The organism is Actinomadura violacea (genome assembly GCF_017573465.1).
Classification (GTDB): domain Bacteria; phylum Actinomycetota; class Actinomycetes; order Streptosporangiales; family Streptosporangiaceae; genus Spirillospora; species Spirillospora violacea.
On record NZ_JAGEPF010000022.1, the window covers coordinates 151,266 to 171,016 of the forward strand.

General features: G+C 73.9%; 20 protein-coding genes. 13 read left to right on the forward strand and 7 right to left on the reverse strand.

The window, feature by feature from the left end; all coding sequences use genetic code 11:
• Positions 1–24: 24 nt before the first annotated feature.
• Positions 25–813, forward strand: a complete 789-nt coding sequence (locus tag J4709_RS33815; protein WP_208246936.1) for a class I SAM-dependent methyltransferase — start codon at positions 25–27, stop codon at positions 811–813.
• Here the strand turns inward: J4709_RS33815 and J4709_RS33820 are convergent.
• Positions 776–1,354, reverse strand: a complete 579-nt coding sequence (locus J4709_RS33820; protein WP_208246938.1) for a hypothetical protein — start codon at positions 1,352–1,354, stop codon at positions 776–778. The two genes, J4709_RS33815 and J4709_RS33820, sit on opposite strands and share 38 nt — an antisense overlap.
• Positions 1,355–1,358: 4 nt before the next feature.
• A complete protein-coding gene (locus J4709_RS33825) occupies positions 1,359–1,544 on the reverse strand; it encodes a hypothetical protein (RefSeq protein WP_208246939.1) in 186 nt (61 codons plus the stop codon).
• 158 nt (positions 1,545–1,702) lie between these two features.
• Here J4709_RS33825 and J4709_RS33830 point away from each other — a divergent pair, with 158 nt between their 5' ends.
• Both J4709_RS33830 and J4709_RS33835 read left to right on the forward strand, forming a co-directional pair.
• Positions 1,703–2,899, forward strand: coding sequence for a sensor histidine kinase (locus tag J4709_RS33830; protein WP_307801771.1), 1,197 nt, complete (start codon positions 1,703–1,705; stop codon positions 2,897–2,899).
• Positions 2,896–3,606, forward strand: coding sequence for a response regulator (locus tag J4709_RS33835; protein ID WP_208246941.1), 711 nt, complete (start codon positions 2,896–2,898; stop codon positions 3,604–3,606). The genes J4709_RS33830 and J4709_RS33835 overlap by 4 nt, the downstream gene beginning before the upstream one ends.
• A 40-nt stretch (positions 3,607–3,646) precedes the next feature.
• Here J4709_RS33835 and J4709_RS33840 read toward each other — a convergent pair whose 3' ends face one another.
• Together J4709_RS33840 and J4709_RS33845 are read right to left on the reverse strand one after the other, a co-directional pair.
• Positions 3,647–4,777: an EAL domain-containing protein gene (locus J4709_RS33840; RefSeq protein WP_307801772.1), complete on the reverse strand. Its 1,131-nt coding sequence runs from the start codon at positions 4,775–4,777 to the stop codon at positions 3,647–3,649.
• 116 nt (positions 4,778–4,893) lie between these two features.
• Entirely contained in the window at positions 4,894–5,289 is a 396-nt protein-coding gene (locus J4709_RS33845; RefSeq protein WP_173093545.1) for an ABC transporter permease, read from the reverse strand.
• A 135-nt stretch (positions 5,290–5,424) separates the two neighbouring features.
• On the opposite strand from J4709_RS33845, the gene J4709_RS33850 reads away from it, so the two are divergent.
• From J4709_RS33850 to J4709_RS33860, 3 genes are read left to right on the forward strand one after another with little or no spacing between them, the layout of a single operon-like run.
• Positions 5,425–6,063 (forward strand): AIM24 family protein, encoded by a 639-nt coding sequence (locus tag J4709_RS33850; protein WP_307801773.1) that lies wholly within the window; start codon positions 5,425–5,427, stop codon positions 6,061–6,063.
• Positions 6,063–6,716: an AIM24 family protein gene (locus J4709_RS33855; protein ID WP_208246943.1), complete on the forward strand. Its 654-nt coding sequence runs from the start codon at positions 6,063–6,065 to the stop codon at positions 6,714–6,716. Before J4709_RS33850 ends, J4709_RS33855 begins: the two co-directional genes overlap by 1 nt.
• A 2-nt stretch (positions 6,717–6,718) precedes the next feature.
• Positions 6,719–7,480, forward strand: a complete 762-nt coding sequence (locus J4709_RS33860) for an AIM24 family protein (RefSeq protein ID WP_208246945.1) — start codon at positions 6,719–6,721, stop codon at positions 7,478–7,480.
• Positions 7,481–7,570: 90 nt separating this feature from the next.
• Here the strand turns inward: J4709_RS33860 and J4709_RS33865 are convergent, their stop codons facing one another.
• Positions 7,571–8,365 (reverse strand): VOC family protein, encoded by a 795-nt coding sequence (locus J4709_RS33865; RefSeq protein WP_208246947.1) that lies wholly within the window; start codon positions 8,363–8,365, stop codon positions 7,571–7,573.
• A 269-nt stretch (positions 8,366–8,634) separates the two neighbouring features.
• Here J4709_RS33865 and J4709_RS33870 point away from each other — a divergent pair, with 269 nt between their 5' ends.
• From J4709_RS33870 to J4709_RS33880, 3 genes are all read left to right on the forward strand, one after another.
• Complete coding sequence (locus J4709_RS33870) at positions 8,635–10,233, forward strand: ABC-F family ATP-binding cassette domain-containing protein (protein ID WP_208246949.1); 1,599 nt, start codon at positions 8,635–8,637, stop codon at positions 10,231–10,233.
• A 116-nt stretch (positions 10,234–10,349) separates the two neighbouring features.
• A complete protein-coding gene (locus J4709_RS33875) occupies positions 10,350–10,562 on the forward strand; it encodes a helix-turn-helix domain-containing protein (protein ID WP_021596738.1) in 213 nt (70 codons plus the stop codon).
• Between the two features lie 197 nt (positions 10,563–10,759).
• Positions 10,760–11,569, forward strand: a complete 810-nt coding sequence (locus J4709_RS33880; protein ID WP_208246951.1) for an enoyl-CoA hydratase/isomerase family protein — start codon at positions 10,760–10,762, stop codon at positions 11,567–11,569.
• A gap of 111 nt (positions 11,570–11,680) precedes the next feature.
• Here J4709_RS33880 and J4709_RS33885 read toward each other — a convergent pair whose 3' ends face one another.
• A complete protein-coding gene (locus J4709_RS33885; protein WP_208246953.1) occupies positions 11,681–13,591 on the reverse strand; it encodes a Xaa-Pro dipeptidyl-peptidase in 1,911 nt (636 codons plus the stop codon).
• A gap of 246 nt (positions 13,592–13,837) precedes the next feature.
• Here J4709_RS33885 and J4709_RS33890 point away from each other — a divergent pair, with 246 nt between their 5' ends.
• Complete coding sequence (locus J4709_RS33890) at positions 13,838–15,805, forward strand: ABC transporter ATP-binding protein (protein WP_372442178.1); 1,968 nt, start codon at positions 13,838–13,840, stop codon at positions 15,803–15,805.
• Between the two features lie 10 nt (positions 15,806–15,815).
• On the opposite strand, the gene J4709_RS33895 is transcribed toward J4709_RS33890, so the two are convergent.
• On the reverse strand, positions 15,816–16,799 hold the full coding sequence (locus J4709_RS33895; protein ID WP_208246954.1) for a sulfotransferase family protein: 984 nt from the start codon (positions 16,797–16,799) through the stop codon (positions 15,816–15,818).
• A gap of 107 nt (positions 16,800–16,906) precedes the next feature.
• On the opposite strand from J4709_RS33895, the gene J4709_RS33900 reads away from it, so the two are divergent.
• The 3 genes from J4709_RS33900 to J4709_RS33910 all read left to right on the forward strand — a co-directional run bounded on the left by J4709_RS33900 (position 16,907) and on the right by J4709_RS33910 (position 19,750).
• The gene (locus tag J4709_RS33900; RefSeq protein ID WP_208246955.1) at positions 16,907–17,674 is read left to right on the forward strand and encodes an SIR2 family NAD-dependent protein deacylase; all 768 of its coding nucleotides are present in this window, start codon (positions 16,907–16,909) and stop codon (positions 17,672–17,674) included.
• Between the two features lie 88 nt (positions 17,675–17,762).
• Complete coding sequence (locus J4709_RS33905; RefSeq protein ID WP_232384431.1) at positions 17,763–18,863, forward strand: S66 peptidase family protein; 1,101 nt, start codon at positions 17,763–17,765, stop codon at positions 18,861–18,863.
• Positions 18,860–19,750, forward strand: coding sequence for a hypothetical protein (locus J4709_RS33910; RefSeq protein WP_208246956.1), 891 nt, complete (start codon positions 18,860–18,862; stop codon positions 19,748–19,750). The genes J4709_RS33905 and J4709_RS33910 overlap by 4 nt, the downstream gene beginning before the upstream one ends.
• The last annotated feature ends 1 nt before the right edge of the window (position 19,751 follow it).

Consider the following 19,751-nt stretch of genomic DNA (forward strand, 5'->3'; position numbering starts at 1 on the left):
CGGGGGGCCCTAGGGTGGGGCGATGTGAAGGACGCCTTTCCTGACAGTGATCCGGAGCTGGTGGCGCGGCGGGCCGCGTCGTTCGGCGGGAGCGCGGCGGCGTACGCGCGGGAGCGGCCGGACTATCCCGGCGCCGCGGTGCGGTGGGCGCTGGAGCCGGTGGCGGGGCGCGGTCCGCTGCGGGTGCTGGACCTGGCCGCGGGCACGGGCAAGCTGACGCAGGTGCTGCTGCGCAACGGCGTCGACGCCGCCGGGCTCGTCGCCGTGGAGCCCGACGCGGCGATGCTGGCCGAGCTGCGCCGCGAGGTGCCGGGCGTGCGGGCGCTGGAAGGCGGCGCGGAGGCGATCCCGCTGCCGGACGCGGCGGTCGACGCGGTGCTGGTCGGGCAGGCGATGCACTGGTTCGACCTGGACCGGGCGCTGCCGGAGATCCACCGGGTGCTGGCCGCGGGCGGGGTGCTCGCGGGCCTGTGGAACACCGACGACGACCGGGTCCCGTGGGTCGCGAAGCTGAAGCGGGTCTCCCGCAGCACCGTGTCGTTCCGGCGCTGGCAGCCGAAGGACCTGCCCGGGACCCGGTGGTTCCCGGTGTTCGAGCGGGCGGAGTTCCCGCACGCGCAGCGCCGCACGGCCGAGTCGATGGCGGCGACGATCGGGACGCACTCGCACATGCTCGTGCTCGACGAGGCCGAGCGGGCGGCGGTGACCGAGCGCATCGTCGGGTTCCTGCGCGGGACGCCGGAGACCGCCGAGGGCGAGTTCGATCTGCCGATCGTCACCTTGGCCGCGCGCGCTCTGCGGGCGGAGGGCTAGCCGCGCCCTTCTTCGGCCTGGACGGCCAGAGCGTGTGGGTGATCGGCCACAGCGACCAGACCGCGAGGACGAGCCCGAGCCGGGCCGTCCAGCCGGTCAGGGCGACAGTGCGGTCGTGGTCGCCGACCAGCGCGATCATCATCAGCAGCAGGCCGCAGCCGATCGCCGTGGCGAGCGCGGCCTTGCCGAACTCCACCCACTCGTAGCGGGCGCGCGCCCAGCCGTACCGAGGCTTGCCCCGGGGCGGCGGCCCTCCGGCGAAGCGGTGCGCGAACCGCTCGTCGGCCCAGCGGACCATGCTGTGCCCGAACGCGATCGAGTAGCCGAGGTAGGCCGCGGCGAGCCCGTGGGCGAACCCGGCGGTCGCGCCGCCGCGCAGATCGACGACCGTGGTGACGAGGAGCACCAGGTCGACGACCGGCACGCCCAGCAGCAGCACCGCGCCTGTCCTGCGCATCCGCAGCGGGTAGCGGGCGACCAGGCCCGCCGCGAGGACGACCCAGAAGCCGACCTCGCAGGCGGCGATGACGACGACGAGCACGGCGTCACCGCCCCCGGGAGAAGACCGCGCCCGCCCCGGCGACGAGCAGCCCGGTGACCCCGATCCCCATGCCCGCGAGCGGCTGGTGCCCCTCCGACCACTCCATCAGCTCTATGTTCCCGCCGCCCGTGTAGTGGTACGCGACCGACAGGAAGCCGACCGCGGCGACGATGACTCCGACTGTCCGCACGCTGCGTTCCCCCCTCAGGTTGCCCTCATTTCGATGGTCGCGGACGCCGGAGGGCGAGGCGTCGTCGCCGATGAGGTTCTCCGGGTCCTACGAAGGATGTACGCGCCGCCCTCAGCGAGACGGACGCGGCGGTCGCGGCGGGATGCTGAGATGGGACCGTGCCTTCCCGACTCCGCCGGCTCACCACGCCCCAGGACGCGCTCATCGCCGCCGCGGCGATGGCGGCCGGGCTGGTGCTGCTCGCGGCGCACGGGTACAGCACCTGGAGCGACCACTGGCGGCCCGGCGGGCTCCGGCTGCTGCCCCTCGCCGGGCTGTGCGGGGCGATGCTGCTGCGCCGCACGGCGCCGCGCACCGCGCTGGCGGTCTCCACCCCGTTCAACCTCCTCGACGTGGCGTTCGGCCCGTCGATCGCCACCGCGATGATCTACGGGGACGCGCTGTACGCGGCGAGCCTGTACGGGCGGCCCAAGCGGACGGCGGAGTGGCTGCTCGGCGCGACCCTCACCACGACCGTCGCGGTCCTGGCCGTGGCCGGCGTGCTGGCCCGCGACCTGGCGGTGGGCGTGGTCGCGGGCGCGCTCGCCGGCACGGTGTGGGTGACGCCGGTGCTGACCGCGATGCTCGTGCGGGAGCACCGGTCCCGGGCCGAGGCCGAGCGGCAGCGCGCCCGGCAGGTGGCGCGGCTCGCCGAGATGGACCGCCGCGCCGCCGTCGGCGCCGAGCGCGCCCGGATGGCGCGCGAGCTGCACGACGTGATCGCCAACCATCTGAGCGCCGTCGCGCTGCACTCCTCGGCCGTGCTGAAGGTCCGGGACCTGGACCGGGAGGGCCTGGACCGGGCGATGACGGTGATCCGGGAGAACAGCGTGCAGGGGCTGGCGGAGATGCGGCGGATGATCGGGCTGCTGCGCGACGGCGGGGCCGAGGGCGCCGACCCGGCGCAGGCGCCGCGGCTGGCCGACCTCGGCCGGCTCGTCGAGCGGACCGCCCGCCCCGACCTGACGGCGCGGCTGCGGCCCGCCGGCGGGCTGCCGGAGCTGCCGGCGCCGGTCGAGCTGGCCGCCTACCGGATCGTCCAGGAGTCGCTGACCAATGCGCTCAAGCACGCCGGGCCGGGGCGCGCCGAGGTGTCGGTCGGGTACGCGCGCGGACGGGTGGTGATCGACGTGCTCAGCCCGCTCGGGGACGGCGCGGGCCTGCCGGGGTCGGGCAGCGGGCTGGTCGGGATGCGGGAGCGGGCGGCGATCCTCGGCGGGGAGTTCTCCGCCGGCCCGGAGGGCGGCCGCTGGCTGGTCCATGCGGAGCTGCCGCTGGACGGCGAGCCCGCCCGCGACGGGGAGGCGGCCCTGTGATCGAGGTGCTGGTGGCCGACGACCAGGCGGCGGTGCGCGCCGGGCTGGTGCTGATCCTCGGCGCGGCGCCGGACGTGCGGGTGGTCGGCGAGGCGGCCGACGGGGAGCGGGCCGTCGAGCTGGCCCGGGAGCTGCGCCCGGACGTGGTGCTGATGGACGTGCGGATGCCGCGGCTGGACGGGATCAGCGCGACCCGGCAGATCGCCGCGTTCGCGGACGTGCTGGTGCTGACCACGTTCGACCTGGACGAGTACGTGTTCGGGGCGCTGCGGGCGGGCGCCGCCGGGTTCCTGCTGAAGGACGTGGACGCCGACCGGCTGGTGGAGGCGGTCCGGACGGTGGCGGCCGGGAACGGGATCATCGCGCCGCAGGTGACCCGCCGGCTGATCGGCGCGTTCGCGGCCCGGCCGGAGCCGGTGCCGCCGGACCCGGCCGCGGTGGCGGAGCTGACGCCGCGGGAGCGGGAGGTGCTCGGCTGCCTCGGCGAGGGGCTGTCGAACGGGGAGATCGCGGTGCGCCTGTCGATGGCGGAGACGACCACGAAGACGCACGTCAGCCGCATCCTGGCGAAGCTGGGACTGCGCAGCCGGGTCCAGGCCGCCATCCTCGCGCAGGAGCTGGCCGCCGCGGGCCTCCCGGGCCCGTCCGGGGACGGTGCGGCGCCGGACGCGCCCGGGCCGGGCAGCGGCGGTCTGAGCGCGGGCTGAGGCCGCCGCGCGGCGGCGCCCGGGGTCAGAGCGTCCGGGGTCAGGGCGCCAGGCCGCGGATCAGGTCGGCGACGCGGACGATCCCCAGGTAGCGGCCCAGCTCGTCGACCACGACCAGGTCGTCGTACACGCGGTCCTCCTCCCGGCCCGCGGCGCGCAGCGCCGCCACGGCCGGCACCGTGCGGGGGACCGGGCGGGGCTGGTCGGCCAGCCGGGCGGCGGGCCGGTGGGCGTGCAGCGCGTGCCCGTAGGCGCCCGACAGCCGCAGCAGGAAGCGGGTCCGGTCCACGGTGGCGCGCGGCCGCTGCCGCTCGTCGACCAGGACGATGCTGGTGAGCCCGGTCTCGGCGTTCAGCGCGTCCAGCACCTCGTCGGCGGTCGCGGTGTGCGGCATCGTGGCGCCGGGGAGCGTGAACTCCGACACGCGGGGGCCGAGGTCGAGGCGCTCGCGGGGGCCCGGGGCGCCGTGCGCCGCGACGGGGACGGTGACCGGCATCCCGGGCCGCCACTCCGGCGGCGCCAGCGCCGGTCCCTGGACCAGCCGCACCCCGAGTTCGCGCAGGTGCAGCACCTGGTCGCCGGTCTGCAGACCGGGCGCCAGCACGTGGGTCTCCAGCCGGTGCGCCAGCTCGACCAGGCTCGCGACCAGTGCCGAGCGGCGCGGCTCGGCCGGCGCCCGCCGGGCCAGCGCGGGATCGAGCTTGAGCAGGTAGGACGCGCCGTCCGCGAGCAGGTCGAGGGGGGCGTGCGCGGCGCCGACGCCGCCGAGCCCGACCGGGTACCCGGCCCGGCGCAGCCCGGACAGCGCGGCGGTGACCGGCTCCCGCTGCGCCGGCGGGAAGCCGCCGGTGACGCAGATGATGACCTCCTGCGGGCGGCGCCCGGCCTCGGTGAAGCCCTGGTGCAGCTCGGCCAGCACCGGGTCGCCGAAGGCGAGGGTCTCGGCGCGCAGGCAGATCTGCAGCGGCAGCGGCGTGCGGAGGCCGGCCGCCGCGCGGGCCGCGTCGGCGGCGCGCCGCAGGTCCTCCGACACCGGGTCGACGCGCGGCGGGAGCCCGGACGCGGCGGCCGGGCCCGCGTGCGCCTCCACGGCGACGACGGTCCCCGTGCTCAGGTCGACGACCGGGTGGAACACCGCCCTCGCCGGGACCAGCACATCTGTGGCAGACACAGCGGCATCATGCCGCCCCGAAGCGCCCGGAACCGCACTTGTCAGGAGAAGTTAACGCACTATTCGCGCAGGTCGCGGTGTGGATCTTGACCCCGGCGGGGTGCCGGGGCGGGCCGTCACAGGCCGCGGCCGCCGACCATCGCCGACAGCGCGTAGGTGACCCCGGCGACGGCGGCCAGCCAGACGTAGGCGGTGATGTCGCCGCCGCGCAGCGCCTGCACCACGAGCCCGCCGATCACGGCGACCGTCAGCACGTCGCCGGTCATCGCGGCGGCCCGCAGGTGGGTGCGGGCCCGGTGGCCGGAGCCGAAGCCCTCGCTGAGCGGCAGCGCGGGCTCGTTGCGCCGGAAGGCCAGGTAGCCGGCGTACCCGGCGAGGGCGGCGAGCGCGATGAGGGCGGTGCCGTCGCGTCCGTCGGCGGCCAGCACGGCACCGACCACCAGCCCGGCGCCGAGGACGAGCCCCGGTACGGCCCACCGGCTGAGGCTGCGGCGTTCGGGAGCGATCCACATGAGCACATCCTCTCCGATCGGCGCACGCGCGGGACCGGCAACGCGCCGGTCCGGCCGCGATGAGCGCGGACGGCCCCGGCCGGTCCGCGCCGACGCCGGGACCGCGGGGGGTTCCGGCCGGTATCTTCTCGCATCGTGGCGCAATTTCGACTGAACGGCTCGAAGATGCTGGCCGTCGATCTCGCCGGCGAGACGATCAGGGCGCTGAACGGCGCCATGGTCGCCTACGAGGGGCGGATGGCGTTCAAACGGGAGGGGATGACCGGGGGAGAGGGGCTGCGCGGCGCGCTCAAGCGCAAGATCGCCGGCGAGGGAATGACGCTGATGGAGGTCACCGGCGAGGGCACCGTGTACCTGGCGAGCGAGGCCGCGGAGGTGACGCTCGTCCAGCTGACCGGCGACACCCTGTTCGTGGAGTCGGAGAGCCTCCTGGCGCTGGAGGGCGGGCTGCGCACCGGCGTGCAGTTCATCGGCCTGCGCGGCATGGGCGCCGGCCAGGGCCTCGCCACGACCAAGGTGGAGGGCCACGGCACGGTCGCGATCGTGTCCGACGGCCCGGCGATCGCGCTGGAGGTGACGCCGGAGACGCCGCTGTCGGTCGACCCGCACGCCTACGTCGGCCACCACGGGCAGCTGCGCCAGGACGTCGTCACCGACGTCAACTGGCGCACCGTCATCGGCCAGGGCTCGGGCGAGAGCGTCCAGTTCCGCTACCAGGGGCACGGCCTGGTCTACGTCCAGCCGGCCGAGCGCGGCGGAATTCTGGAGATCTGATGCCGGGATATCAGAAGATCACCTCCAAGATGCTCCAGGTGCCCGTCGCGCCCGGGGCGGAGGTCTACAGCAGGCGCGGCGCGATGCTCGCCTACACCGGGTCGGTGGCGTTCGCGCCGTCCACCACGGCCGGGCAGAGCATCGGCGGCGCCATCGGACGCGCCGTCGCGGGCGAGCGCAGCGCGATGATGCACGTCACCGGGCAGGGCGAGGTCATGTTCGGGCACGCCGGGCTGCACGTGTCCGTCGTCGACCTGAGCGGCGGCGACACACTGTTCGTGGAGGCCGACCGGCTCCTCGTCCACGACGCGTCCCTGCAGGTCGGGACCATGTTCATGGGCGAGCAGGGCGGCGTGCGCGGGATCGTGCGCGGCGCGGTCACCGGGCAGGGCCTGTTCACCACCACCCTCACCGGGAAGGGCTCGTGCGGCCTGCTGTCGCACGGCGGCGTCATGGAACTGCCGATCGGCCCGCAGCACCCCGTCCACGTCGACCCCCAGGCGTACGTGGCCCACCGCGGCCAGGTGCAGAACAGGCTCACCACGGCGGTGGGCCTGCGCGAGCTCATCGGGCGCGGCTCCGGCGAGGGCTTCCAGCTCGAGCTGAGCGGCTCCGGCGTCGTCTACGTCCAGGCCAGCGAGAGGAAGATCTGACCGTGAGCAGCTTCGGCACGCGGACCTGGAACGCGGCCACCCTCCCGGCCAACGACAACGTCAACCCCTATGCCTTCAGCGTGGACCTCGACGGGCAGTGGTTCGCGCAGAAGGGCAAGATGATCGCCTACTACGGGCAGGTCAGGTTCGAGGCGCTGTCGTCCGGGCCGCTGGACGCGCTCGTCGCGCGCACCTTCAACTCGCCGCTGTACGCCCAGGACTGGATCGTCGCGCAGGGGCGCGGCAAGCTCCTCCTCGCCGACCGGGGGTTCGACGTGAACTCCTTCGACCTCGACGACGGCAACCTCACCGTCCGGGCCGGGAACCTGCTGGCGTTCGAGCCGGGCCTGGAGCTCAAGCAGTCGATCATCCCCGGGTTCCTGACGCTGATCGGGACGGGCCGGTTCGTGGCCGCCTCCAACGGGGCGGTGCACTTCGTCGAGCCGCCGATCCGGGTCGACCCGCAGGCGCTGCTCGGCTGGGCGGACTGCCCCTCGCCCTGCCACCACTACGACCACTCCTACATGCGCGGCGCGTTCGGCGCCGCCCGGATGGTCTTCGGGATCGGCGGGTCGTCGGGGGAGGAGCACCAGTTCGACTTCACCGGGCAGGGCACCGTGCTGATGCAGTCGTCGGAGGCCGTGATGAACGAGGACGTGCTGCTGCGCGACCTCGAGGGCCAGATCGGCATGGTCGGCACGTCGGGCCTGCAGCGGCTGCAGCAGACGATCAGCCGGCGGCTGTCCTCGGAACGGCAGGGCTGACCCGAACGGCAGGGCTGACCGGAGCGGCAGGGCTGACCGGAGCGGCGGGGCCGGCGCGGGGGCCCGGGGCGGCCCGGGCCCCCGCGCGGGTCATCCCTGGCCGGGCGCGGGCTTCATCACGTGGAACGGGACGCCGAACGGGTCCCGCACCGCCGCGGACCGGCCGTACGGGCTGTCGGCCGGCCCCGAGTCGACCACCCCGCCGCTCGAGGTGACCGTCCGGACCGCCTCGTCGGCGTCCTCGACCGCGAAGTAGGTCGTCCACGTGGGCACGGCCGCCCGGCCGTTGCCGAGCACCAGCTCGGCCCCGCCGAGGATGCCGCCGATGTAGCGGCCGTCGGAGGCGCGGCGCAGCACGGTGTAGTCCATGTCGCCCTGCATCGGCTCGAGCTCGTACCCGAAGACCGCCTGGTAGAAGTCGCCCGCCGCGGTGGAATCGGGCGTGACGAGCTCGTTCCAGACGAACGAGCCCGGCTCGTTCACGATCCCCGAACCGGGGTGGTCCTGCCCCTGCCACAGCCCGAACTGGCCGCCCTGCGGGTCCTTCACGATCGCCATGCGGCCGACGGTCATCACGTCCATGGGCGGCATGACGATCGAGCCGCCCGCGTCGGCGGCGCGCTTGGCGAGCCCGTCGCAGTCGTCCGCGGCGAAGTAGACCGTCCACCAGTACTCGTCCGGCGCCTCCTCGGGGTTCTGCATCATCCCGGCGACCGGCACGTCGCGCAGCTTGCACATGTTGTAGTGGCCCGCCTCCGGCCCCGCGTCCTCGAACCCCCAGCCGAAGAGCGCCCCGTAGAACGTCCTCGCCCGGTCGATGTCGGGGACGCCGATGTCGAGCCAGTTCGGCGTCCCGTCGGGCAGGTTGCCCGTGACCTGGGTCATCCGACTCACACTCCTTCGTGCCGGAGCCGTCCGGCCCCGGCGTCCTGCGCCGCTCGCCGTACTCCCATCCTGGCCCGCGGCGCGGCGTTCACACATCGGCCCGGACGGGATCGGCATGGCCGGGAACGGGCCGCGTGTCACGTACACTGTGATGATGGTTTCGCTCCCGAGCTGACAGGCCGCCCAGCGCGCCCCGGTCGGATGGACCGCGCGGCGCGCTGTTTCGTGCGCCTGTCCATCGAGCCGTCCGTCAGGGGAGCCCTGTCACTGTGATCATCGCGAAAGACATCGAACTGCGCGCCGGGTCCCGGCTGCTGATCGAGTCCGCCTCGTTCCGGGTCAACCCCGGCGACCGGGTGGGCCTCGTCGGCCGCAACGGCGCCGGCAAGACCACCCTCACCAAGGTGCTGGCCGGGGAGTCGATCCCCGCGCAGGGCGGCGTCACGTCGTCGGGCACCATCGGCTACCTCCCGCAGGACCCCCGCGGCGTCGATCTCGAGGAGCTGGCCCGCGACCGCATCCTGTCGGCGCGCGGGCTGGACGAGGTCGTCCGCAAGCTGCGCGCCGCCGAGGAGGCGATGGCCACCGCGACCGGCGAGGAGCGCGACAAGGCCGTCCGCCGGTACGGGCGGCTGGAGGAGCGGCTGCACGTGCTCGGCGGGTACTCCGCCGAGGCCGAGGCCGCCTCGATCGCCTCCAGCCTCGGGCTGCCCGACCGGGTGCTGGGGCAGCCGCTCGGCACCCTGTCGGGCGGGCAGCGGCGCCGCGTGGAGCTGGCCCGCATCCTGTTCTCCGGCGCCGACACGCTGCTGCTGGACGAGCCGACCAACCACCTGGACGCCGACTCGATCGTCTGGCTGCGCGACTTCCTGAAGTCGCACCAGGGCGGCCTGGTCGTGATCAGCCACGACGTCGACCTGCTCGGCGTGGTGGTGAACCGGGTCTTCCACCTGGACGCCAACCGCAGCGTGATCGACATCTACAACGTCGGCTGGAAGAAGTACCTGGACCAGCGCGAGACCGACGAGCGGCGGCGCAAGCGCGAGACGGCGAACGCGCAGCGGCAGGCGTCGGCGCTGCTGTCGCAGGCCGACAAGATGCGCGCGAAGGCGACCAAGGCCAAGGCGGCGCAGCAGATGGACCGGCGGGCCCGGCAGCTGCTCGCCGGCGTCGAGGGGGAGCGGCAGGCCGACAAGGTGGCCAAAATTCGCTTCCCGGACCCGGCACCTTGTGGCAAAACCCCCCTTACCGCCGAAGGTTTGTCGAAATCGTACGGATCTTTGGAGATTTTCACCGACGTGGATCTGGCCATCGACCGGGGCAGCCGGGTCGTCGTGCTGGGCCTGAACGGCGCGGGAAAGACCACCCTCCTGCGCATGCTGGCGGGGGTCGACAAGGCCGACACCGGCGCGGTCGTGGCCGGTCACGGCCTGCGGATCGGCTACTACGCGCAGGAGCACGAGACGCTCGACGTGAAGCGGTCGGTGCTGGAGAACATGCAGACGGCCGCGCCGGGCCTCGCGCCGGTCGAGGTCCGCAAGATCCTGGGCTCGTTCCTGTTCTCCGGCGACGACGTCGACAAGCCCGCGGGCGTGCTGTCGGGCGGCGAGAAGACCCGGCTGGCACTGGCGATGCTGGTGGTCTCCAGCGCCAACGTCCTGCTGCTCGACGAGCCCACCAACAACCTCGACCCGGCCAGCCGTGAGGAGATCCTCGGGGCGCTGCGCACCTTCGCCGGGGCCATCGTCCTGGTGACCCACGATGAGGGTGCGGTGGACGCGCTGCGGCCGGAAAGAGTGATTTTGCTGCCCGATGGTGTCGAAGACATCTGGAGTGACGAGTTTGCCGATCTGGTGGCACTTGCGTGACCTGCAGGGTGCCTTCCGCAGATCTTTTCTGGCCGAGTGGGTAGCCGAACGCGCGGGAATGACTGATCATGGCGGGGGATAACGCAGCGGTCACCACATCACTACGGGAGGTACTCGTGGCCGAGACCCTCAAGAAGGGCACCCGCGTGACCGGTGCCGAGCGCGACAAGCTGGCGGCGGACCTCAAGAAGAGGTACGACTCCGGCGAGAGCATCCGCGCCCTGGCAGCCGCCACCGGCCGCTCGTACGGCTTCATCCACCGGATCCTGACCGAGTCGGGAGTCAACCTGCGCGGTCGCGGCGGCGCGACCCGGGGCAAGAAGTCCTGATCGGACGAACGTCCAGAACGGACGCGGGTCCCGAAAGGACGCAGGTCCCGGACGGACGACTGCCCCCGGATGAGCGCACCGCCTGATCCGCCGCCGCGGCCCACCGAGTAGGGTTCGGTCGCGGCGGCGGGCAGGACGGGTTCCGCCCCGTGGACGGCGGGGCGGGCCCGCCGCGCTCATCGGGAGGGGAGACGTCGATGGCGGACGCGAACGCCGGGGCGGGGCCGGAGACGGCCACCGCGACGGCCGGCGGGGAGCTGGCCGAGGCCGGGCTGCGGTGGGAGGTCGATGGTGCGGTCGCGACCGTCACGCTGAACCGGCCGGAGCGGCGCAACGCCATGACGTTCGCCACCTGGCGCGGGCTGGCCGAGATCGGCCGGTCCCTGCCCGCGGGCGTGCGGGTGGTCGTGCTGCGCGGCGCCGGCCCCTCGTTCTCGGCGGGCATCGACCTGTCGATGTTCTCCGGCGAGGGCGGCGAGGGCTTCGCCGACGGCTCGGACGCCGCGGCGACCGACCGTTTCATCGCCGAGCTGCAGGAGGGGTACACCTGGCTGCGGCGCCCCGACATCGTCACCGTCGCGGCGGTGCACGGGCACGCGATCGGCGGCGGGTTCCAGCTGGCGCTGGCCTGCGACATCCGCGTCGCCGCCGACGACGTCAAGTTCTGCATGAAGGAGCCCGCGCTCGGGCTCGTCCCCGACCTCACCGGCACCAAGCCGCTGGTGGAGATCGTCGGGATCGGGCGCGCCCTGGAGCTGTGCCTGACGGCCCGGACCGTGCACGCCGAGGAGGCGGCCCGGCTCGGCCTCGCCGAGATCGTCGTGCCGCGCGACGGCCTGGACGCCGCGATCGAGGAGCTGGTGGCGTCCCTGCTGGCGGTGAACCCCGGCGCCGCCGTGGCGACCAAGCGGCTGCTGTGGGAGGCCGCCGAGAACACCCTTGAGGAGCAGTGCGCCGCGGAGCGCCGCGAGCAGACCGGCCGCCTCCGCGACCTCTTCGGCAAGTGACCCTTACGCCTCTCGTGCACGCATCCGGCAGGCGTCATCGTTGACTTGCGGCGAGTCGGCCTCATCGCAGGGCGCATGAGGACGACTCGCCGCAAGTGAACGCGGTTCGGTCTAGCCGAGGGCCTCGCGGCCGCCGCGGGCGAGCGGCAGGTCGACGCGGCTGACGCCGGTCCGCATCGTCACCTCGGTGCCGGCGGGGTAGCGCAGCGTGTAGTCGTGGTCGGTGGACAGCAGGATCACGCCGAGCCGGTGCCCGGCCTTGACGGTGTAGTCGGTCGGCTGCAGGTCCCAGCGGAACCCGTAGGTGCGTCCCGGCGCGATCGGGTCGGTGCGGCTGAAGCTGTGCCGGTTCCGGGCGTCCAGCCAGCCCCTTGTGATGATCTTGTAAGGGGCGGTCTGCATGGCGAGTGCCTGCCGGGTGGTGCAGCCCTCGTCACCGGGGACACTCTGGCCATAGCAGACCTTCTGCCCGGTGTCGACGCGGGCACCGGTCGGTCGGCTGTCGGTGCCGTAGTCGACGAGCAGCGCCGTCAGGTAGGGCGAGCGGCCGTCCAGCGACGCGCGCACCGAGACCGATGGCGTGCCGTCGATCCGGACCGGCCGGCTCAGCGTCCCGGTGAGGTAGGCGAGCCGGTTCGGGTCCGCCTGCCCCTCGTTCGCGAGCAGGTCCTCGGCGGTGCGGGTCTTGCCCTCGTCGGTGAACGCCTGCGTCGCGCCGCGCCCCGCCCGCAGGTCGAGCGTGCCGGGCTGACCCGACGTGCCCGCGTCCAGGTGGACGGGGACGGTGCGCGTGCCGGGCACCGGCCAGTCCTTCGCCGTCTCCCACGTCCCGTCGGCGTGCTCGATGTCGACGCGCGGCTCGTTCTCGATGCCGTTGCGGATGCCGTAGAGGTAGCGGTCGAACCAGTGCAGCGTCTGCCGCAGCCATTCCTCCACGCGCCAGCGGAACGGCGTCGAGTGGTTGCCCTGGTGCAGCCACAGCTTGCGCGGCACGCCGGCCTTCTTCAGGGCGTTCCACCACTGCACGGAGTTCTTGAGCTTGACGTTCCAGTCGTTGAGACCGTGCACGACCATGACGGCCGCGTGCACGTTCCGCGCCTGCCCGACGTAGTCCCGCTCGGCCCAGACCTTGCCGTAGTCGCCGGTCTCGCGGTCCTGGGTCGCCTCGATGCCGTCGATGACCTTCTTGCAGACCTCGGGGTTCTTCCGGGTCAGCACGGCCTTCGCCAGCACGTCCAGGTCCTCGCCCTGGTAGCCGCCGGGCGCGACGACGCCGCCGCCCGCGCGGTAGTAGTCGTACCAGCTGGTGATCCCGGCGATCGGGACGATGGCCTTCAGCCCCTGGACGCCGGACGCGGCGGCCATGTTCGGCAGCGTCCCGTCGTAGGACTGGCCGATCATCCCGACGTTGCCGGTGGACCAGCCGGCCTTGACGGGCGTGCCGTCGGGCGCCCAGCCGCGGGCGCGGCCGTTCAGCCAGTCGACGGCGGCCTTGGCGCCCGCCTGCTCGCTGCGGTCCCCGGACGTCGGGCAGCCGGTGGAGCCGCCCGTGCCGATGCTGTCGAGGTCGGCGACGGCGTACCCGCGCGGCAGGAAGTAGTTGTCGTAGTAGCCGGGGAACATCTCGGCGAGGTTCCGCTTGGTGGTGCTCAGCGCGCGGGCCTGCGCGTCGCCGATGTCCACCGGATGGTTCGGGACGTCGTTGATGCCGGCCCAGTACGGGCTCGGCTCCATGATCGTCGGGACCTTGAGGCCGGCGGTGTCGGTCTCCTTCGGCCGCATGATCCGCAGCTGTACGCGGTCGCGGACGCCGTCGTGGTCGCTGTCGGCGGTCGTCTCGATGTTCACGGTCTGGGTGACCGCGTCGGCGCGGGAGAACACCGGCTGCGTCTCGCCGTGCGCGACGGCAGGCCCGTGCGGCCGCGGCGCCGGCGCGGATCGCGCGGCGGCGGGCGGGGCGGTGGCGAGCAGCGCGGCGGCGGTCAGGGCGACGGCACCGGCGACCGCTCGTGGCGATCGCATGCGCGTGCGCTGTGGTGAGCGCTGTGGCACAGGGGCTCCTGGGGGGTGAGAGCCTGAAGTTGTTGATCACATTAACCACCGCTTCGCCCGCGAAGTCCAGAGCCGTTACGCCGTGAGCGGAGCCGGGAAGCCCGGCGGGCGGGCGCGCGTTGTCCCGGCCGGATACTGAGATGCTTACTTGATTACGTTCCAGCGCGCCCTCGCTCCCGCCGGGCGCGCGGCGACCCCTCGGAGGCAGTAGTGGGCATGCCGGGAATGCCGGGCAACGGCTGGCAGGTGATGGCCTCGTTCCGGCGCGACGAATCGGTCACCCAGCAGCGGCTCAAGCCCGGCACGATCAAGCGGATCGCGGGCTACGCCCGGCCCTACACCCGTGACCTGGTCCTTTTCCTCGGGCTGAACGCGCTGGCCGCGGTGGTCGTCGTCGCCAACCCGCTGCTGCTGAAGTCGATCATCGACCGCGGCATCCTGCACCACCGGCAGGACGTCGTGATCTGGCTCGCGGTCGTGGTGGCCGCGCTCGCCCTGATGGACGCGCTGCTCGGGCTCGCGCAGCGCTGGTACTCCGCGCGCATCGGCGAGGGTCTGATCTACGACCTGCGCAGCCAGGTGTTCGGGCACGTCCAGCGCCAGCCCGTCGCGTTCTTCATGCGGGCGCAGACCGGGTCGCTGGTCAGCCGGCTCAACAACGACGTCATCGGCGCGCAGCGGGCGCTCACCACGACGCTGTCGTCGGTGGTCTCCAACGTGATCAGCCTGATCCTCGTGCTGATCACGATGATGATCCTGTCCTGGCAGGTGACGCTGATCGCCCTGCTGCTGCTCCCGGTGTTCATCCTGCCGGCCAAGTGGGTGGGCAAGCGGCTGTCGCGGATCAGCCGCGAGCAGATGGTGCTGGACGCCGAGATGAGCTCGCTGATGACCGAGCGGTTCAACGTCGCGGGCGCCATGCTGGCCAAGCTCTACGGACGTCCCGCCGAGGAGGAGGAGAACTTCTCCGGGCGCGCGGCGCGGGTCCGCGACATCGGGGTCGTCTCCGCGATGTACGGGCGGGTGTTCTTCACCGGCCTCACGCTCGTCGCCGCGCTCGCCACCGCGATGGTCTACGGCGTCGGCGGCTACCTGGTCGTCGACGGCAACTTCCAGCTCGGCACGCTCGTCGCGCTCGCCACCCTGCTCACCCGGATGTACGGTCCGCTCACCGCGCTGTCGAACGTCCACGTGGACGTGATGACCGCGCTCGTCAGCTTCGACCGGGTCTTCGAGGTGCTCGACCTCAAGCCGCTGATCCGCGACCGCGAGGGCGCCCGGACGCTGGCCGACGCCCGCGAGGCCGGCGTGGTGGACCTCGCCAAGTCCAACGGCGACGCGGCCGCCCGGCGGGGCGCCCCGGCGATCCGGTTCGAGCACGTCCGGTTCGCCTACCCGTCGGCGGACGAGGTGTCGCTCGCGTCGCTGGAGTCGATCGCCCGCGCCGACCACGCACCCGGCAAGGAGGTGCTGCACGACGTCGACTTCACCGCCGAGCCCGGGCAGCTCGTCGCGCTGGTCGGGCCGTCCGGCGCCGGCAAGTCGACGATCACGCACCTGGTGTCGCGGCTGTACGACGTGTCGGACGGCGCGGTGCGGATCGGCGGCGCCGACGTCCGCGACGTCACCCTCGACTCGCTGCGCGCCGAGGTCGGCGTGGTCAGCCAGGACGCGCACCTGTTCCACGACACGATCCGCGAGAACATGCGCTACGCCAGCCCGGACGCCACCGACGAGCAGATCCTCGCGGCGCTGGAGGCGGCGCAGATCGGCGGGCTGGTCGCGGGCATGCCGGAGGGCCTGGACACCGTCGTCGGGGACCGCGGCTACCGGCTGTCGGGCGGCGAGAAGCAGCGGCTGGCGATCGCGCGGCTGCTGCTGAAGGCCCCGTCGGTGGTGGTGCTGGACGAGGCGACCGCGCACCTGGACTCCGAGTCCGAGGCCGCCGTCCAGGAGGCGCTGCGGACGGCGCTCGCCGGCCGGACCTCGCTGGTGATCGCGCACCGGCTGTCCACGATCCGGGAGGCCGACCAGATCCTGGTGATCGAGGACGGCCGCGTCGCCGAGCGCGGCCGGCACGAGGAGCTGCTGCTGGAGGGCGGGCTGTACGCCGAGCTGTACCGCACCCAGTTCTCCCACCAGAAGGACGAGGAGCGGGCGACCGAACCGCTCGGCGCCGAGTAGCCGGAGGCCGCTAGGCGTCGGTGCTGAGCCGGTAGCCGAGCCGCGCCAGCTCCGTCCCCGCGACCTTCTCGACCTGCGCGAGCTGGCGCGGCGTGAGGCGGTCCCGCCAGGCGCCGACGCCGTGGCCGGCCCCGTCGGCGTCCGCCCGGCCGCGCGCCCCGGCCCGGACGAGCCCGGACAGCGTCGTCTTCGACAGGTCCGCGTCCAGGTACCGCGACACGTCGGCGGCGACCCGGCGCGGCCGGGCGACCAGGTCCTCGTAGCGGACGGTGAGCAGCTGCTCCTCGGGGACCTGCTGCCGCAGCCGCGCGCTGAGGCGCACCGAGCCGCGCCAGCGCAGCGCGCACTTGACGGCCGCGGCCGCGCGCGGCCAGCGGTTGCGGTCGGTGTGGTCCTCGACCCCGAGGAACGGGTTCGGGAACACCGTGTCGAGGTTGGCCAGCCCCGGCTTGAACCACGCCAGGCACCGGTCGTCGGCGAGCATGTCGGCGACCGCGTCCCGGCCGTCCCGGATCAGCTGGACGAGCTGGGCGTCGGGGAAGGCGTCCAGCAGCACGTCCGCGCTGTAGATCAGGTCGGGGGACGCGTCGGCGTACCGGGCGATGCCGCCCGGCGGCACGCACGGGCCCTCGATGTCGCCCTCGTGCACCGGCCGGTCGCGCAGCACCGCGGGCCGCGGCGGCAGCCCGGCCAGCTCCCGGCACTCGTCCGGGCACTCCGCGCAGGCCCGCGCGGAGATCTGCCAGGCCTCGGCGTAGGCGTCCCGGATCACCCGGGCCGCGCCCGCGCCGCGCTCGGTCGCGATGGCGGGCCGCCGCGCGAACGCGTAGACCACGCGCAGCACGCCGGGCCGGCCGGTGGTGAGGTGGAACCCGGCGGACCGCTTGACGGCGCGCGCGAGGAGATCGGCACCCGAGTGCGGCGCGCCCAGAATGAAGACCGGGCGGTGGACCTTGGTGCCGTTGATCACCAGGATGTGCGGCGTCGACCTCATACGCGGCCAAGTTTGTCACCTTTTGAGAGCCGGTCGGGCCGTGACGCACCGTAGCGGCCGGCCGGAACCCGGACGCGGCCGGGTCGTTCGGCCCCTAATCTTGAGGAATGGACGCACCCCTCACGCTCGCCCGGCTGCTGCCGGAGGCGGAGTCGATCACCGTCCTCACCGGCGCCGGGATCTCCACCGACAGCGGCATCCCCGACTTCCGCGGCCCGCAGGGCGTCTGGACCAAGGACCCCTCCGCCGAGGCCATGTCCACGATCGGCGCCTACATCGCCGACCCGCAGGTGCGGCGCCGCTCCTGGCGGGCCCGCCGCGACCACCCGGCCTGGCACGCCGAGCCGAACGCCGCGCACGCCGCCCTCGTCGAGCTGGAGCGGGCCGGCCGGATCCGCGCGCTGATCACCCAGAACATCGACGGACTGCACCAGCGGGCCGGGTCCGGCGCCGGCACGGTGATCGAGATCCACGGCACCATGCGCGACGCGGTGTGCCTGTCCTGCGGGCTGCGCACGCCGATGCCCGAGGTCCTCGCCCGGGTCGACGCGGGCGAGGACGACCCGCTCTGCGCCGAGTGCGGCGGCATCCAGAAGTCCGCGACGATCTCGTTCGGGCAGCCGCTGGAGCAGGACGTGCTCGACGCGGCGATCACGGCGGCGCGCTCCTGCGAGCTGTTCCTGGCCGTCGGCACCTCGCTGACCGTCCAGCCCGCCGCCGGGCTCTGCCTGGAGGCGATCGAGCACGGCGCCCGGCTGGTGATCATGAACGCGGAGCCGACGCCCTACGATGGGGTCGCGGACGCGGTGCTGCGCACGCCGATCGGGGAGGCGCTGCCGCGGCTGGCCCGCCTCGCCCTCGGCACCGGGCGATGATCTGTTGGCGGGTCGTGACCGGGCGCCCCTTCCGCTGGCGGCCGGATCCTGACAAGCTCTATCCGTTGCGGTGCGAGGAGGGATCGGGTTGAAGAGCGGGGGCGCCCGCGCGGAGGGGGTCGAGGGGCCGTCCGACGCGCCCGCCGCAGGCGTGCCCGGCGAACGGCCGGCACCGGGGGAGACCCGCAGGTACGGGCGGTTGCGGCCGGGCGACCGGGTCGCGGTCGTCGCGCCCAGCGGCCCCGCCGAGCCCGCGCGGCTCGAGGCGGGCTGCGCGGTGCTGCGCGACCTCGGTCTTGACGTCGTGGTCGGCAAGCACGCCCTCGACCGAGTCAACCTCGGCGCCCCGGGAGCCGTCCGCGACGACTGGCACCGCCTCGCCGGCGCCGACGCCGACCGCGCCGCCGACCTGCAGGCCGCCTGGTGCGACCCGCGCGTCCGCGCGGTGATCTGCGCCCGCGGCGGCTACGGCGCGACCCGCGTCCTCGACCACCTCGACTGGAACGCTCTCGCGGCCGCGGCGGAGGCGACCGCCGCCCCGAAGATCCTGCACGGCTCCAGCGACATCACCGCGCTGCACGCGGCGTTCGGCGCGCGGCTCGGCGTCACCACCGCGTTCGGCCCGATGCCCGCCGGCCTGATCGCCGACCTCGGCGCCCCCGGCCCGGACGCCGACCTCGCCGCCACCCTCGACGGCCTGCGCACCGCGCTGTTCGGCGGCCCCGCGGCGCTGCACGGCACGCACGCGCTGCGCACCGCACGAGCCGAGGGCCCGCTCACCGGCGGTACCCTCAGCCTGATCACCGCACTGCTCGGCACCCCGTACGCCCCGCCGCCCGCGAAGGGCCGCATCGTTTTCCTGGAGGACGTCACGGAGGCGCCGTACCGGATCGACCGGATGCTCGTCCAGCTGCTCCAGTCGGGCTGGCTCGACGGCGCGGCGGGCGTCGCGCTCGGCTCGTGGGAACGCTCCGGCGACCCCGCCGAGCTGGACGCCGTGTTCGCCGCGCGGCTCGGGCCGCTCGGCGTCCCCGTCCTCGCCGGGCTGCCCGCCGGGCACGGCCGCCGGCAGGCCACGCTCGAGCTCGGCGCCCCCGCCGTGCTCGACGCGACCGGAACGGGCGGCGATCTGAACCCCGGGCCGGACGGCGGCGTACTGACCCTGGAAGCGCCGGGAGGTGTGCGATGAGCGGCCGGCACGCCCGTCCCGACCCCTGGGACGACGGAACACTCGACTCGCTGCTGGTACTGGTGGCCGAGAGCCTCGGCTACGCCTGCCGCCGCGCGCCCGGCGAGGTGATGCTGCTGGAGGGCGCCAACCGGCTGCACGTCAGCATGCGCGACCTGCGGCAGCTGGCCCGGATGGTGCCGCGCGACGACTGGCCGGCGCTGGTGTCCGACCACGTCACCACGATCGTCACCGCGATCGAGGAGCCCCTCGACCTCAGCGACTTCGACCTCGCCCAGCACCTGCTGCGCACCCGGATCTACCCGGCCGAGGCCGACAACGGCGTGCTCGCGGCCCGGCCGTTCGCGCCCGGGCTGATCGAGGCGGTCGTGGTCGACACCCCCACCACCGTCCGGACCGTCACCACCGACGAGATGAACGGCTGGCCGGTGTCCGGCGACGCGCTGTTCATGCTGGGCCGCGCCAACGTCCGCGCCGACGGACCGCTCCAGCTCGACGAGCAGGACCTCGGCGGCGTCCGGGTGTCGGTGCTGCACGGCTGGACGTTCTACGCCGTCACCCACCTGGCGTGGCTGGAGGAGTACCTGCCGATCGGCCCGCACGGCGCGCTGGTCATCGCCCCGAACCGCAGCCTGATCGTCGCGCACGCGCTGCGGATGTCGGAGGTCCACCCGCGGGCCCGCTACCGCGCCGCCGTGGCCGCCGCGAACGAGCTGCAGGCGCAGGCGCACCGCGCCTACGAGGAGGGGCCGGGGTCGCTCAGCCCGCACCTGTACTGGTGGCGGGGCGGCGAGCTGACCTACCTGGAGACCCGTTACGAGGGCGACTCGCTCGTCCTGCCGCGCGAGTTCACCTCCGTGCTGGCGACCTCGACCGCGGAGTACTGAG